Raw genomic sequence first — 15,777 nt, forward strand, 5'->3', positions numbered from 1 at the left:
ATTATTTCTTTAAAATGAATAAGTTAAATAAGAAGGGGAAATTCGTTGAGTCAAAGGAGCAGCTGTTACATGCCTTAGAGCTCAGACCAGAAACCCCGCTATATTTGTCTATGCTGAGTTACACAGAGGCGTTGCTAGGAAACTTTGCGAATTCAACTAGATTAGACCGACAGGCGATTCAATATGACGCCGAGATGCCATATGTCCTCTTATATTTGGCATAGGCTGCGGGTCTGCGCGGGGATTACAAGCTTAAAGAGACATACATGCGAAACGCGATTAGGATTAATCCAAATGATAAACAGTTTCAAGACGAATTGTGGGAGTCAAATGGATGAGTGGGTTATTTTAAATTCAAAAGAAGCAGAGATCGGGTTCATCAAAGAAGATAGCCGTCTAGTGCCAATCAGTTGGACCGAAGATTGGGTCTTGCGGCCGCTGTGCTGCTGCTTTCGATTGATGGGAAACAGGGATAGATTGAATATTGCTAAAGACACTGACCCGTCAGTGTCTTTTTTTTTATGTAGAGTGAGCGATTGCTCACATTAAAACCTCATCAGAAAACGGGCCTATATAAATAAATATCATCATTATCTACTTCGTAAATGGAACGTGCATAAATATCAATAAGAGTCTCTTCTTCTCCTGCTTCATTTGTATAAATGTACAGGCACTTCTAGGCTCACACCCACATACAGTAATACTTAGCTCAAAGCGGAGACTTCCGAACAGCTAAGATCAGCTAACACTGAAGGGGGTGGCTGGAATGCCTGGATTTTTACCGCAATAGCTGTATTAATTAAACAGCTAACCTTGCTTGTAATAGGTCCAGACCGTCAGGTCAGTGCTAGTGAGGAATCTTTGATTCCGAGAGTCTTAATTTTAACAAGGTGGGTGTTTTAATGTATAAACAAACATTACTATGTAACGAAATTAATAATAGAATGATTGAAATCAATTACTACTTAGATTTTTTATACGGTGTTGAATGTATAAATACAAAAAATATGATGTTGAATGAAATAAAATCCAAAATATTTCAGTTAAATTATTTGATATACCAAATAGAGATGAACAATAATCTATCTAGTCAATTAATACAGAAAAATGAGATACCTGTTACTACAAATGAATTTTTAGCATCAAATCGGCCTAGTGTTTTATTGATATCGATTGATGCTATGAGACCTGATATCGTTTTTGAAGCTGAGAAACATGGAATAAAATTGCCTAATATGCGTACATATTTTATAGAAAATGGCTCATATGTCAGGAATGGAGTCGAAGGAGTATTTCCGACAGTAACTTATCCTGCTCATCAATCTATTATAACGGGTACAAATCCGTCGATACATGGTATTTACAATAACAGGGTATGGGATCCTGAAGGTAAGCATTTGGGGGCTTGGGAGTGGTATGTATCTAATAAAACTACAAATTTATGGGAGGCTGCAAAGCAAAAGGGGTATCTTTCGGCAAATGTAGGTTTTCCAACTTCCGTAGGTGCTCATGCAGATTTTAATATTCCAGAATATTGGAGAGATAAAACGGAGCTTGATAGTAAAGTTTTAAATGCTGTTAGTTATCCTCAAGGACTTGTAAAAGAAATGGAAAAGGTAATTGGTAGATACCCAAGTTATGACTTTTCACTAGAGGGAGATCGTAAAAGGTACGACGCAGCCTTGTGGCTTATTGAAAATAAAATTAAACCTCAAATACCACAAAATCCATTTTTTATGACAGCATATTTTGCAGCATATGATGAGTATGCACATAAATATGGAACCTTCTCTAAAGAATCATTGAAGGCTTTAGAAGAGATTGATGGCATGATTGGTAAACTAGTAAAAGAAGTTCATAAGATAACAAATGATAATGTAGTTGTAGCTGTTGTTTCAGATCATGGAATGGTGGATAATATAGCAAATATAAGCCCTAATACCGAACTATATAAGGCAGGCCTGATAAAAATAGATAAGAATGGCAAGGTGATAAATTGGGATGCTTATTTTCAAAAAGCAGAAGGTTCAGGACAAATAAAACTCAAAGATCCTAATAATATTGAGGTGCGCCATAAAGTAGAAGCGATACTGAACAAGCTTAAAGCTGATAATAATAGAGGTATTTTAGAAGTAATGACTGGTAAGGAAGCAGAATTAAAGCTTCACGGGTTTCCTGAAGCGGATTATGTATTAATAGCTAAACTCGGATATCAGACAACAGAAAATATTACAGGAGATTATATTACAGACAAATTATCTGATAAAGCTACTCATGGTTTCCTTCCTCAATTCAAAGAAATGAAATCTTCATTTTTTATTGAGGGTAAAAGTATACCTAAGAACAAAGATATTAAAGAGATGAAGATCGTTGATATTGCCCCGCTATTAGCTAAACTTATGGGATTTAATTAGATAACATAAATGATATTTCTCAAGAGGGGAGCCCCCCAGAGAGGTGGGCTTAAAATTAGAATGTGTACTCCTTTAGCTTACACTGGCCACATAACTTCCTATTATCCAAGTGAAGCGAATCACGTTCTCTTTGCGAGTTTGATTCTCCTCACGAAGCTTCTCTACAGCCGCTTCCATCTCCGCAATACCTTCCTTCAGATCCTGTGCATAAGAACACCCCCGATTTCTGCACATACACAGGGAATCGAGGGTGTAGTTGTTTCTATACTAACTTTATTTCATACGAAGCATAGCTGTCCACAAATCATTGCTCTCATAGCCGAGGCGCCATGCGCCAATTCCTGCTAGATCGTATTTCTTAGCAATGTTAATACGAGCTTTTACTGTTTCCTCAGTTTCTGCCCAGAACAGATAAGTGAATCCATCCTTAACATACTGGTATTTCATTTGTCCGGATTCTGGATCGAACACGCCGGTTGCACCTGTGTCCGAAATAAGTGTAGGAATCTCTTTCATATAAACAGCGCGATTGTCTACGAGCTTGCCTGTACCATCCAGCTTCCATTCCCGTACGTAAAACGGAATACCCAGCATTAGTTTGCTGCGCGGGATACCGTAATCAAGAAATTGCTTTACGCCTTCTTCAACCCATTTTAGTCCTGCGACTGACCCGGGAGTATCACTCCCTTTCCAGTGCTCATCATAGGCCATAATGTAGATCGTATCAACAACTGCTGCGAGGGCGGCATGGTCATAAGCGGTTAGATGATTCCAGCTAACGCTGCCTCTGGGCAAATCAATTGAAAGTGTTAATTTCTTTGCATGCAAGGCATTAGCAAGTTCAGTCACGAAGGCAGTGTAAGCCTTGCGGTCATTGCCTGCTACTTCTTCGAAATCGAGATTTACACCGATAGCCCCGATTGCGACTAGACGATCAACGAGCTTGCTGATGAATTGCTTCTGAGCAGCGCTATTCGCCAAAAATTCTGTCGTCATTTTACGGTTGAACTGGTTATGAACGAGTGGCATCACTTGAATGCCTTTTTCTTTTAATGTAGTTACAATTGCAGGGTCAGACATATCTTTGAGTGTTCCGTCAGCTGCGGATAACTCAAACCAAGTTGGAGAATCGATTGAAAGTCCTTGTGTATTCGCGACATGATTTAATATCGTTGAACTCGCAGAGCTACCGTTCCAACCCAAGTACACTAAGCTTTTGATATTGCTCCAATAGATGCGACCGTCAGCAGTACGAACGGTGCTGTTAGAATAGATTTTCGCATAGTAGAGAGCGCTTTTCAGCGAGCTGTATGTTTTCAACTTTTTGTCATTCTGGTAGACGCTTAAATAGGGAACTCCTGACCACCAAACCGAACCGTTATAGACAACCTCGGAATTCACATTTTTTTTGGCGAACTCAACGGCAGATTCTAGACTTATGAATGTTTTAAGAACAGCGCCGTATTGCTGTACCGTATAAGCTTGAACATTAGAATGAACGACTGCACTGGAAGCTGTATTTACAACCTGACTGTTTGCAGTTGAAGTAGAAGCTTTAATAGCGTCATACAGATAAGAGTAGAGTTTATCTCCACCAACAGATTGACCATCAACGACTATTTGATAGACAGGCTTTGCTGCACGCTGACTTTTAACTTGAGCATCCGTCAGGTTGCTCCAAATCCACGAATTCGTTTTTAACTCCATAATGTGAACGTTGCCCCACTTTTTGGCTTCCTTTTTGGCAGCATCGAGCGTGGTAAACGACCAGTTAGGTAACGTTTTGTCACCTTGATAAAGTCTGAATTTCGCATGACCCTCGTACTTCCAGCCAATGCCTTCAAGATCTCTGATATGTACATTAGACAACGTCTTAGCAACTGACAATGCCTGCTCGTATGTACTAAAATCTGATTTTGCTATCGGCTTACCGCTCTGATAAACCTTATAGCGAGGGAAGTTATCCCACACCCAGCCACGACCAGCAATCGTCTCAACATGGGAATAATTGAATGATTTGGCATAGGCGATAGCTTGTGATTCTGTTGCAAATTCTTTTAGTGCTTTGTCATTCTGATAAACACGGTATTTCGTCATCGCTTCAGATGTTGCTGCGTCGATAGTGCTTATTGTCACCGTCATCAAAGTTTGGCAAAGTAAAACTAGCAGTAGTGCTGTACTTATCTTTCTTTTCATACGTTTATTCGACACACTCCTCTCACAGTCTATCTATTAGACGCAAAAAGAGGAGGGAGGTTGCTAGAATTGTGTGAATATTTTTGATGTAATAATTTCCAGTGGATAAGTTCTTATATATTTATAAAAAAAGCACCCGTCAGCTGCCTCATCACATTGATGAAGAGCAACTAACGAATGCTTTTGTTGCGCATAATTATTTGTTAATCAGCTATATCAGCCCAGAATTCCTCGTCCGCGTCAAGTTTAATATCGGAGCGGAACGTACGGCGGTTGTATTGTTTATACATGTACTGCTCGATTGCTTCTAACAGATTTGCTTCAAGTAGGTACTGGGATCGGCCGTTCACCCATACTTCAGCCGTGAAACCATATTCCTCTTCCCAGGACAATTGTACTTCTACATCCGTAGCATTTACCCCACGACGTTCAGCCATATGAATACAGACAGCGTTAATGATTTCGTCCGTATAAATTCGCATGATTAGTAGGGTCTCCGTTGGTCTGGCGGGTTACGCTTGCTGCGGAGGTATACAAAAGCTACACGAATGATCATTATGATCGCGAATATGGCAAGCATATTAATCATGAATCCTAGAATGTTGCCGAAAGCGCCTAATCCACTGAACATGCTTCCGAACAATAAGCCGGCCAAACCGCCGACCATTAAGCCTTTCATTAAACTGCCGCCGCTGAAAAATCCAGGTTTAGTCGCGCCAGCTTTTGCTGGTGCTTTGGTGCCGGGATTCGATTGAGTAGCACCATCGGATTTCTTTGGTGTAGTAATACTTTGTTTAGGTGATTTAATGCCGCCACCGCCACGCGGTTTAGCATCAGCATATTGGCCAAACCCTAATGTGAAAAATAACGCAAATGCAATTGTTAATAATAAACCCTTTTTCATCTGTAAGTTCTCCTCCTGATTTTCCGTAATACAAGCATTGCTTACACATTAAAATACGGCTAATATAGACGAAGGTTTCAATTTTTTTATTAACCTATGTGCCAAGGTAGAAAAGTAGTCGTACGATTTGGACAAACTCATTTATATTTTCATTGCGAATCGAGAACTGAGGTCTGTGATTCAGTGTCAGTCCGTTTACGCGTAATAGGAGGGATAGCATGCAAATGTTTCCTGTCGCTTATGTTTCCTATTTAGTTGAGTTTCATGCAACGAGAGACTATTTCGAGTGTCATGAGCTGCTGGAGGAGTATTGGAAGGAGCACCCTGAGGACCCGCTTTCTGATACTTGGTTAGGGTTAATACAGCTTGCCGTTGGGCAATATCATGACCGTCGCGGCAATCAGCGTGGTGCTGTGAAGATGTACACCCAAGCGAGCGATAGGCTCCAAGCATCTCCACTCCAAATGCTTGGATTAGATAAACAAAGCTTGCTGGAGCARTTGAACGCAAGAATCAGTGGCTTAGAATCAGAGGCTACTATGATTTACTCTGATATTAATTTTCAAATTACAGATGAACATTTAGTGCAGTTATGCGAGCAGCAATGTATAGAGCGTGGATTAGTATGGGGCATTACAAGTCAATTAAATGATGATTCCCTTATTCATCGGCATAAGTTAAGAGATCGTTCAGACGTAATAGCGGCGAGACAAGCAGCATTTTTAGCCAAAAAAAAGGAGCGAGACGACTTGTCTTAAAGTCGTTTCGCTCCTGTTCTATGATTTCTAGTTTGCATCGAGTGCATCTACTAAATGCTCCAGTTCGCCAGTTTCAGGATCAATAAGTAGTCCATGAACAAGAATGTTAGCTGGAAGTAAGGGATGATTGCGAATAATACTAACGGTATTAACAACACTGTCCTTTATGTTGTCAAATCCAGTAAGCCAACGCATAAGGTTAAGTCCTGAATGCTTAAGTGTTTTAATGGTATCTTCGGCAACGCCGCGGTCTACCATATGCTGAATAATTTCTTCTGGGTTAATTCCAGTCATACCGCAATTGTGATGTCCGACAACGAATACTTCGTCTGCTTGCAGCTCATAGACCGCTACGATTATGCTCCTCATAATATTGCCGAAGGGTTGAGTGACGATGCCGCCGGCGTTTTTTATAATTTTGGCGTCACCATTTTTTAGGTTCATAGCCTTTGGAAGCATTTCGGTTAAGCGTGTATCCATACAAGTAAGGATGACCATCCGTTTATCTGGAAATCTGCTTGTCGCATATTGTTCATATTCTTTGTTGGCAACGAATTGTTTATTGTGATTTAAAATTTGATCGATGTTGTTCACTTGCTTATGCCTCCCTAGTATGTATTTGTTTATTTGGCTTAGCTTATAAATCGAAGGTTAGTCGTATAAATTTGATTGTCGCTCTTCAGGCTGTAGCTGTTCCGTGAAGCATCGTAATCAACGCGTAATTTCGGTTCATAATAAACTTCATGACGTGGCTCGTAATAGAAGGGAAAGGGATTCCCTTGAGACAGCTGATCATCTACCGAAGGCTCATCTATAAGCTGTAGGCTAGGTACACCGCTGACGACACAGCCGCAATCTTCTGTATCGTGGAGCAGCTTAAGCAGCTTAGTTCCGTCACTTAAATAGGGAGCTAGCCGATCTTCAGCCGTTTTAGAAAATGTAATGTGCATTTGCAGTACCTCTCTTTCTTAAAGCGATGTTGCAGTTTTATTTAATTAGGTTTAAGTTGATTATAAGGATTGTAATAAGTAAGATCAAGTTAAGTTCAAATGAATGGATTTTGAATTTTGTTACATAGGAAAGGTGGAATAATGATGACTATACAACAATCAGAAGCGCTGCAAAGCTTTAGAGAAACGGTACGCAAAATTAAAAGCTACGAGGAAGCGCTCGGTGTCCTCTATTGGGATCTCAGAACAGGTGCGCCTCGAAAAGGAATGAATAACCGCTCAGAGGTAATCGGTGTCCTATCTGGCGATTTATTCAAGGTGTCTACTTCACCTGAGCTTGGGGAATGGATGTCAAAGCTTGAAGATCGTTCAGTCTTCGAAGACTTGTCAGAAATCGATCAACGTCTAGTGACGGAGACTCGTAAAGAGTACGATCGCAGCGTTAAAATTCCACCGAAGCTTTATCAAGAATATGTCGTGCTTGCCTCGCAGTCCGAATCGAAGTGGGAGGAAGCGAAGGGAAATAATGATTATGCAAGCTTCCAGCCTTATTTGGAAAAAGTCATTTCCTATTCGAATCAATTTATTGATCTTTGGGGGGCAAAAGCTACTCGGTATGACACCTTGCTAGATCAATATGAGCCTGGTATGACCGTCGCTGAGTTAGATCGTGTATTTGGGGGCTTGCGTAAGCAGCTTGTACCGCTTGCATCTGCAATCGCAAATTCTGAGCACCAACCAGATACTTCATTCCTCAGCCAGTCTTACGATAAAGCTGCCCAGAAGGCATTTAGCATGCACATATTAAAAGAAATGGGCTTCGACTTCGAAGCAGGGCGGCTGGATATAAGTGCTCACCCATTTGCAACTGGACTTAGCCCTGGTGATGTCCGTATTACGACACATTACTTAGAAAACGATGTAACAAGTGCACTTTTTGGTACGATTCACGAAGGCGGTCATGCGCTTTATGAGCAAAATATTATGGATGAGCTTATCGAAACAACTCTGTGCACGGGTACGTCTATGGGCATTCATGAATCACAATCCCGCTTCTGGGAAAATGTAATTGGACGCAGCAGACCGTTCTGGGAACGGTATATGGGCGGATTGCAGGAGCAATTCCCTGGTCAACTCGATGTGTCTGTTGATCAATTCTACAGAGGCATAAATGTTGTCCAGCCTTCTCTAATTCGAACAGAATCGGATGAGCTCACGTATAATTTACATATCATCATCCGTTATGAGATGGAGAAGCTTATTTTCAATGAAGGCGCGAAGGCCGCTGATTTGCCAGCGATTTGGAATGAGAAGTACAAAGAGTACCTTGGGGTGACACCACAGAGCGATGCGGAAGGCATACTGCAGGATGTGCATTGGTCGGGTGGAGCATTTGGTTACTTCCCATCTTATTCACTTGGCAACATGTACGCTGCACAAATCGCGGATACGATGGAGCGCGATCTGCAGGGCTTCTGGTCATTAGTAGGAGAAGGTAATCTACTGCCAATTAAGCAATGGCTGACCGAACGTATTTATAAGTACGGTAAGCTAAGAACGCCGGCTGAGCTCATTCAAGGCATAACAGGAAAGCCGCTTGATCCACAGTATTTAGTCTCTTATTTAGAAAAGAAATACAAGGATATTTATAAGCTGTAAGCATAAGAAGGCTGTCCCGGAACGTCACATTGACGATCTGGTGGCAGCCTTCTTTTTTGTACGGCTATTCACCGCCTAGGCTCTTGGTGCATAGGCTGAATGACAACTATAAAAGTGAAATAGCGGGAGGGATTGGAAATGAATAGACGTGTTCTTGTGCCGCTGCTGCTTGCAGTAGTGCTCATCGCAACAGCTGCACTTGCAGGCTGCGGCAAAGGAGATTCAGAGAAGCAAACCGTTCGAATCGGAGAAGTAACGCGGTCGTTGTTCTACGCGCCCGAGTATGTGGCTATTGCCAAGGGATTTTTTGAAGAAGAAGGGCTTAACGTAGAATTAACGACTACGCCAGGCGGAGACAAAACGATGACTGCTTTGCTCTCCAATGTAATTGATGTTGCACTTGTTGGTTCGGAAACATCTATTTACGTCAATCAGCAGGGTACGGATGATCCAATTATTAACTTCGCACAATTGACTCAAACAGATGGGACATTCCTAGTAGCTCGCGAGGCTGATGACAATTTTGATTGGAATACATTAAAAGGTAAAGTGTTCCTCGGCCAGCGAAAAGGTGGCATGCCTCAGATGGCAGGAGAATTTGCTCTGAAGAAAAAAGGAATTGATCCTCATGCTGATTTGGAGCTCATTCAAAATGTTGATTTTGCCAACATATCTGCTGCATTTGCATCAGGAACTGGCGATTATGTTCAGCTATTTGAGCCAACGGCATCTATTTTTGAGAAGGAAGGAACTGGTCATGTAGTAGCATCCTTCGGTACGGAAAGCGGGAAATTGCCTTACACCGTATTTATGACGAAAGAGAGCTATATGAACAAAAACAAAAAGGTCGTCCAATCCTTTACGAATGCTATCTATAAAGCTCAGCTCTGGGTTACCAAAAATGATGCGGCAACGATAACGGATGCTGTAATCTCCTATTTCCCTAAAGTAGACCGTGATATCCTAATTAGCTCAATCGATCGTTACAAGCAGCAAGGCTCCTTCGCCTCAGATCCAATTATTGATGAAGCGGAATGGAACAACCTGCTTGATGTTATTTCCTCCGCTGGTGAGCTGAAGGAACGTACGGAGCATAGCGAGCTAGTGAATACCACATATGCCGAAAAAGCGATTAAAGCGGTGAAATAAAAGAGGTGCTTGCATAATGAACGTACCGGTGCTTGAGCTGCAGAAGTTAACTCATGTTTATGTAAATGAAAAAGGCGCCTCGCTTGCAGTGGAACAAATTGAGCTGACCGTATCACGTGGTGAATTCGTCAGCTTAGTAGGACCGAGCGGCTGTGGCAAGACGACGGTGCTTAGTTTATTAGCAGGTCTATTTCCTCCAACAAGCGGGCAGGTGCTGTTGAATGGTGAGCGTGTCAATGGCCCATCGCCCAAAGTAGGTTATATGCTGCAACAAGATTTTTTGTTTCCATGGCGAACCATTAGAGACAATGCTGCTTTAGGTCTTGAAATAAGCGGCCGCAGAACGATTGAGACGCTTCAAGCTGTTGATGACTTACTAACAGAGCTGGGTCTTCCTGACTCAGCCCATCGTTATCCGCATGAGCTGTCAGGTGGGATGAGACAGCGAGTCGCCCTAGCTAGGACGCTTGCAACAGAGCCTGAGGTACTGCTGCTGGATGAGCCTTTCTCTGCATTGGATTTGCATATTAAGCTTCAGCTTGAGGATTTGGTTCAGCAAACGTTAAAGAGGCTGGGCAAAACAGCTGTACTTGTGACACATGATCTAGCAGAAGCGGTTGCGATGAGCGATCGTGTCATTGTGTTAGGACGAAACCCTGGACATATTCGATGTGTATTGGAGATGCCGGAGGATATTCGGCAAGCATCGCCACTGGATGCTCGGAAGCTTCCAAGCTTCCAGCCTATTTTTGAACGGCTATGGGCGGAGCTTGATGATGAGGACAATGAAGGGGGAGGACGCGTTGGATGATCATAAGCGGATGAAGCAATCGAAAGCGGATGACCGAGATATCGCGTCTATAACCGGTATTCAAGAGGATCGCCGCGACTGGATGGTGGAGCTGCATAATCGGTTTAAGCTGCGGAGGCGCCGTGTTACTGCTGCTGTAGGCGTGACTCAACTGGTCATCCTGCTCCTTTTTATAGGACTCTGGGAGGCAGCTGGACAGAATAAATGGATTGATCCGCTCTTATTCAGCTACCCATCAAAGCTATTTCGTTTATTATGGGAAATGAGTTTTGACGGCAGCATTTGGCCGCATGTCGGCATGACGGTCATGGAGACAATCGTAGGCTTTGCGTTAGGCACATTACTCGGAACAGCCATTGCCGCAATACTTTGGTGGTTTCCATTTTTATCACGGGTATTCGACCCTTATTTGGTCGTTTTGAATAGTATGCCGAAGGTCGCGCTTGGACCTATTTTTATCGTAGGGCTTGGACCGGGTTTTATGTCTATTGTAGCAATAACCTTATCGGTTACGGTGATCATTACGACTTTAAATATATATAATCGATTTCGAGAGATTGAGACGGGCTATGTAAAGGTTGTTCGCTTGCTCGGAGCCTCTCGTTCGCAATTGTTTCGACTGGTTATTTTGCCAGCTTCATTTCCGGTCATCATTTCTACGTTGAAGGTGAACGTAGGGCTGGCGTGGATAGGTGTTATTGTTGGGGAGTTTCTCGTGGCACAGGTCGGACTCGGTTATTTGATCATTTATGGCTTTCAGGTGTTCAACTTTACGTTGGTGCTATCGACTTTAATTGTTATTGCAGCTGTTGCGACGGTCATGTATCAGCTGGTAGCTACTTTAGAGCGGCGTTTAACGGAAGGCTGGCGCGAGCGATAGCAATATTTTTGTGCGAGCATTATGTAAATAAAGAAGAAGCCCCTGACCTTGAATGGTCTTGGGCTCTTTAGGATAGATAGAAATGAACGGTTCCTAGTAGGATCTTCAGAATCTTGATGATTAACTTTTACAATAACTTATTCAATAATAGATGATGTTAAGTATTCAGTTTTTTGCGGTTCTGATCTGCTATCGTTAACATTGCCACGTAGAATGGCTGGAGATTGAATTTTTTTCCGAACTCAAATTTATATGAGGCTGTTTTTACGTTATTGCTTTTGAAATAGGGCGAAGTTATGTAATGAATGGTTAGCTCACTATCATCGAAGCCAGTTCCAGCTGTTTCCATCGTCACTTCATAAATGGAATCCAAGTCGATTGAGGCTACTCTAGTCTTTTTACCGGTAACACCTTGATGGTCGATCAAAATAATACGTCTATCAGAAACAATAAAGGTATCGCGAATTAATCTAAAACCTGTTCGTATCTGTTCGCCAGACATGAGGTAGGCACCGTACTGACTTGCCAGCTCCCGAATTGGAAGCTCTGAGTAGTTACCGAACAATCCATTTAAAATACCGCTCACATTGAATCACCCCTTCATTTACAACTATTTAAGATTATTACTATCTATCATCATCTAGCCCTGCTTTTTTAATGTCGTATTTGAATTAGACTGGATTTCATACAATCAAATCCACATCAAATCGGTGAAAATTGAATTAGACTGTATTTCATCCAAGCTAATCGTGCATTTTACAGTTAAAAAGTCTTTTGATACCTATTAGATTGTATGTATTCCATTCAAAACATAGGATCAAGAAAAAATCAGTTGTTTGATTGGATCATATCCATGCTAATCACTCCACCCCATACGTTTGTTGAAAGAGCTGGATGGTAGCTAATGCAGTGATTTTATATATGATTTTGTATTCCAGAACCACTTTTAAGCACGAATCAATTACTTATATACCTCATATAGATGTAAGGAGACGCAGCGAATGAGTGTTAATATCCCAGTGCTATTAAATATAATCATTTATATGGGACCACTTAATCAACATTTGCCTATGTCCTGCATACACTTTAAATGAATGATTGTATGGAGGAGGTTAAATCAATGACTATTGCAGATAAACAGCTGCATTACAGAGAAATTATCACTAAAGCTGTCTGCGGAAAAGGTCGTAAGTTTTCCACTGTAACCCATACCGTAACGCCGCCTCATCATCCAACCAGTATCCTGGGTGCATGGATTATCAATCATCAGTATGAAGCGGTTCGTTCGGGCGACGGCATTGAGGTGATCGGTACTTACGATATCAACATTTGGTATTCGTACAGCAAAAACTCGCAAACAGACGTAGCAAAAGAATCCGTACATTATGTTGAGCACGTCAGTCTCTCCTATGTAGATCCAAAACATCGGACTTCTACTGAGGAAGTTTCTGCCGACGTGATTCAGGAGCCTAATTGTATCGAAGCGAATATTTCTTCGAATGGCTCAGGAGTCGTTGTACGTGTCGAACGTGAGTTTTCGGTAGAATTAATAGCCGAGACTAAGGTTTGTGTAGCGGTAGTACCAGGCGGTTGCGGTGACCTGGATGGCAAGGATTTGGAGTTCAGCCTCGGCGATAACGATTATGAGGATTTGGATCCAGATCTGGACGATGATCTTTAAGCAAGCGGGCTGCTTTGCTTTCAGGTTATCATATGCTGCGGAAGCAGTATATTCGAGGGCGAAAGCCCTCTTTTTTTTTCTTATTTTTTGAAATGGATCAGGATTTCTAGTGCAAGATGAATCTTATTGGCAGGATGAGTGTGAAATCGAGGTGACATCTAGATGTAATTCGCGTGATGAGTGGAATAGTGATTATTGGGTATGTAATTGATGGAATGAAAATAGAGGGAATTGAATGAATTAATTGTGATGAAATTGATGGGATGAGATTAGAGGAAATTGATTGAATTAATTTATGTGAAATTGATGAATTGAAATTATTGAAAACTGATGGAATGAAATTAGATAAAATTGATTGAAGAAAATTAGAAAAAGGCGGGTAGCGCGATGGCTTCGACGTGGATATGGTACGGCAATTATGACCGACTGGAACGGATCGAATATTCGGAGCGCTTAGTTCGCGATTCAGATCTCCGAAAAGCCCAATCGTTTAATGTGCAGTCTTGGTCTGCTGTTAAAGATGGGGATGCTGTAATTTCGTTGTCCGATACGCGTTCGATCGATAACCGTTTTGGTCTTGTGTGGGTGTTGAACGCAAGCAGCTCGAAGGTAGCGCATATGTCTTACGAGGAGAAACAGCGTATTTGGCAACGTGCTGGTTTACATAGTGGAGTTACTCTTGAGAGTGAACGGTTATATCGCGTAAGTGTAGTGAACTTGGAGCCAGTTGAGATACAACGCGTTGATGCTCAGGGGAGAGAATTCGGGGGAAGCAGAGCAGGGAGTGAATCGAGAAATTGGAGAGTCGAAGAGAGCAGGGAGGGTAGTGAATCGAGAAGCAATGAGAGAGAAATAAATCGAGAGGTTAGTGAGGCAAGAAGCAATTGGAGATCTAACAGTGGTGTTTTACAGGAGAGATTGGGTACTGAGGAGGGAGTTGTTGAAAGACGTGTAGGTAGTAATCCTATGAGTACTTGGAGAGCCCAGAGTGGGGCGCAGCAAGCGAGCGAGGATGTTGGGCAGAGCATTGGGCGATGGCCTGAGGATATTGTTCTGCGGCGTGTTGTACGCACCGCCGTGCAAGCACTCTACGCGCTAGGCCTCGATATCGGAGAGGCCGAGGTCGCGCTAGGCGGGGACGGGCGAACAGCCGTCCATGCAGTTTGGCCGAAGCTGAGGGACACGAAGCTGCAGGCGGTTGCGCTGCGCCGATTTGCTGCGTGGTACGCAGCAGTGAGAGCGGAGGGTGCGGAGAGGCGGCCGCTTCTTATAGGAGCCGATCCAGAGTTTGTGCTTGTGACGCCCAGCGGTAAGATCGCGTCGGCGTCACGTTTCTTTGGAGCTGGCGTCGGCGGGGCTGCGGGAGCCGACGCTATGCTTGTGGGACGACGGCTGCTCTATCCCGTCGCCGAGCTGCGGCCCGATCCGGCCGCTGACCCGGCATCGCTAGCCGCGAACATCCGGCGGCTAATGCTGCGCGCCGCCGACCGCATCAGCGACCCCGCTTTGCGCTGGGCCGCTGGAGCCATGCCCGTGCCGGGGCTAGCGCTCGGCGGGCACATTCACCTAAGCGGAGCGCCGCTTACCGGCCGCTTGCTCAGCCTTCTTGACAGCTACGCGGCTTTCCCGCTTGCTCTAGTCGAGGACCCCGCTGGGCGAGCTCGACGTCCCCGATATGGAACACTCGGGGACTATCGACTGCAGTCGCATGGCGGGTTTGAATATCGTACGCTGCCGAGCTGGCTTGTCTCGCCGGCAGCAGCAAAAGCATCCTTCGCATTGGCGCTCTTATGCGCCCGCGAAGCGTTCAATTTGACTTACATACCTGCTCTTGAGGAGCGGTATGTTGAAGCTTATTACACCGGCGATCGCACCGAGCTCGCCGACTGTCTAGATGGTATCGCCGCGTCCATTGCGGCGACTGCAAGCTTCAAAGAACTCGCGCCTTACATCGAGCCGTTATTTGATGCGGCCCTCCGTGGAAATACATGGAATGAATCCACTGATATCCGCGCGAAATGGCGTATAGCGCCTTATTAGCTTTGTAACTCAAAAATAAATACACTTTTTATTATTTGGACTATTATCGTTGAAACATTGCTATTTATGAGTTTTCCAACATTTTCCATGCTTTCATTTCGGGTCTAAATTATGTAACTTATTAATCTCAATCTCAAATTTCTTTACTAAAACCATTAACTTTAACTGGCTCTTAAAAACACAAGTACCTTTATTAATCTGTCAAATAAGAGGCAGAGATCAAATAGCTGCTTGTCTTGTTTGTAAAATCGTCTGTGACGTTGTCGGTAACATGAATATCCAACCAACCATGATTCTCAAGTGTAAAATAAAGTTGCATAGCATTTTCCTTTCAA

At 43.1% G+C, this 15,777-nt stretch carries 16 protein-coding genes; 8 read left to right on the forward strand and 8 right to left on the reverse strand.

The features are described 5' to 3' along the window. Window positions 1–902: 902 nt before the first annotated feature. Window positions 903–2,414, forward strand: a complete 1,512-nt coding sequence (locus tag AC1DWN_RS03785) for an alkaline phosphatase family protein (protein ID WP_477557606.1) — start codon at window positions 903–905, stop codon at window positions 2,412–2,414. A gap of 72 nt (window positions 2,415–2,486) precedes the next feature. Here the strand turns inward: AC1DWN_RS03785 and AC1DWN_RS03790 are convergent, their stop codons facing one another. From AC1DWN_RS03790 to AC1DWN_RS03805, 4 genes are all read right to left on the reverse strand, one after another. Beyond that, a complete protein-coding gene (locus AC1DWN_RS03790) occupies window positions 2,487–2,648 on the reverse strand; it encodes a hypothetical protein (RefSeq protein WP_477557607.1) in 162 nt (53 codons plus the stop codon). Window positions 2,649–2,687: 39 nt separating this feature from the next. Next, complete coding sequence (locus tag AC1DWN_RS03795; RefSeq protein ID WP_477557608.1) at window positions 2,688–4,625, reverse strand: glycosyl hydrolase family 18 protein; 1,938 nt, start codon at window positions 4,623–4,625, stop codon at window positions 2,688–2,690. Between the two features lie 188 nt (window positions 4,626–4,813). Further along, window positions 4,814–5,092: a YxcD family protein gene (locus AC1DWN_RS03800; protein WP_477557609.1), complete on the reverse strand. Its 279-nt coding sequence runs from the start codon at window positions 5,090–5,092 to the stop codon at window positions 4,814–4,816. A gap of 2 nt (window positions 5,093–5,094) precedes the next feature. Beyond that, complete coding sequence (locus AC1DWN_RS03805; protein WP_477557610.1) at window positions 5,095–5,514, reverse strand: hypothetical protein; 420 nt, start codon at window positions 5,512–5,514, stop codon at window positions 5,095–5,097. Between the two features lie 218 nt (window positions 5,515–5,732). Here AC1DWN_RS03805 and AC1DWN_RS03810 point away from each other — a divergent pair, with 218 nt between their 5' ends. Next, entirely contained in the window at window positions 5,733–6,272 is a 540-nt protein-coding gene (locus AC1DWN_RS03810) for a DUF309 domain-containing protein (RefSeq protein WP_477557611.1), read from the forward strand. A 27-nt stretch (window positions 6,273–6,299) separates the two neighbouring features. On the opposite strand, the gene AC1DWN_RS03815 is transcribed toward AC1DWN_RS03810, so the two are convergent. Both AC1DWN_RS03815 and AC1DWN_RS03820 read right to left on the reverse strand, forming a co-directional pair. Further along, window positions 6,300–6,866 (reverse strand): beta-class carbonic anhydrase, encoded by a 567-nt coding sequence (locus AC1DWN_RS03815; protein ID WP_477557612.1) that lies wholly within the window; start codon window positions 6,864–6,866, stop codon window positions 6,300–6,302. A 38-nt stretch (window positions 6,867–6,904) separates the two neighbouring features. Next, window positions 6,905–7,222, reverse strand: a complete 318-nt coding sequence (locus AC1DWN_RS03820; RefSeq protein WP_477557613.1) for an iron-sulfur cluster biosynthesis family protein — start codon at window positions 7,220–7,222, stop codon at window positions 6,905–6,907. 141 nt (window positions 7,223–7,363) lie between these two features. On the opposite strand from AC1DWN_RS03820, the gene AC1DWN_RS03825 reads away from it, so the two are divergent. The 4 genes from AC1DWN_RS03825 to AC1DWN_RS03840 all read left to right on the forward strand — a co-directional run bounded on the left by AC1DWN_RS03825 (window position 7,364) and on the right by AC1DWN_RS03840 (window position 11,721). Then, a complete protein-coding gene (locus tag AC1DWN_RS03825; RefSeq protein WP_477557614.1) occupies window positions 7,364–8,881 on the forward strand; it encodes a carboxypeptidase M32 in 1,518 nt (505 codons plus the stop codon). A 138-nt stretch (window positions 8,882–9,019) separates the two neighbouring features. Then, window positions 9,020–10,030 (forward strand): ABC transporter substrate-binding protein, encoded by a 1,011-nt coding sequence (locus AC1DWN_RS03830; RefSeq protein WP_477557615.1) that lies wholly within the window; start codon window positions 9,020–9,022, stop codon window positions 10,028–10,030. Window positions 10,031–10,046: 16 nt separating this feature from the next. Further along, on the forward strand, window positions 10,047–10,841 hold the full coding sequence (locus tag AC1DWN_RS03835; RefSeq protein WP_477557616.1) for an ABC transporter ATP-binding protein: 795 nt from the start codon (window positions 10,047–10,049) through the stop codon (window positions 10,839–10,841). 82 nt (window positions 10,842–10,923) lie between these two features. Then, entirely contained in the window at window positions 10,924–11,721 is a 798-nt protein-coding gene (locus AC1DWN_RS03840; RefSeq protein WP_477557630.1) for an ABC transporter permease, read from the forward strand. Between the two features lie 157 nt (window positions 11,722–11,878). Here the strand turns inward: AC1DWN_RS03840 and AC1DWN_RS03845 are convergent, their stop codons facing one another. Then, the gene (locus AC1DWN_RS03845; RefSeq protein WP_477557617.1) at window positions 11,879–12,307 is read right to left on the reverse strand and encodes a PH domain-containing protein; all 429 of its coding nucleotides are present in this window, start codon (window positions 12,305–12,307) and stop codon (window positions 11,879–11,881) included. 534 nt (window positions 12,308–12,841) lie between these two features. Between AC1DWN_RS03845 and AC1DWN_RS03850 the strand changes: the two genes are divergently transcribed. Further along, a complete protein-coding gene (locus AC1DWN_RS03850; protein WP_477557618.1) occupies window positions 12,842–13,402 on the forward strand; it encodes an outer spore coat protein CotE in 561 nt (186 codons plus the stop codon). Between the two features lie 387 nt (window positions 13,403–13,789). Beyond that, entirely contained in the window at window positions 13,790–15,442 is a 1,653-nt protein-coding gene (locus AC1DWN_RS03855) for a putative amidoligase domain-containing protein (RefSeq protein WP_477557619.1), read from the forward strand. Between the two features lie 193 nt (window positions 15,443–15,635). On the opposite strand, the gene AC1DWN_RS03860 is transcribed toward AC1DWN_RS03855, so the two are convergent. After that, window positions 15,636–15,761, reverse strand: coding sequence for a hypothetical protein (locus tag AC1DWN_RS03860; protein ID WP_477557620.1), 126 nt, complete (start codon window positions 15,759–15,761; stop codon window positions 15,636–15,638). Window positions 15,762–15,777 lie beyond the last annotated feature (16 nt).

It is taken from the genome of Paenibacillus sp. P4_A7, assembly GCF_056402455.1.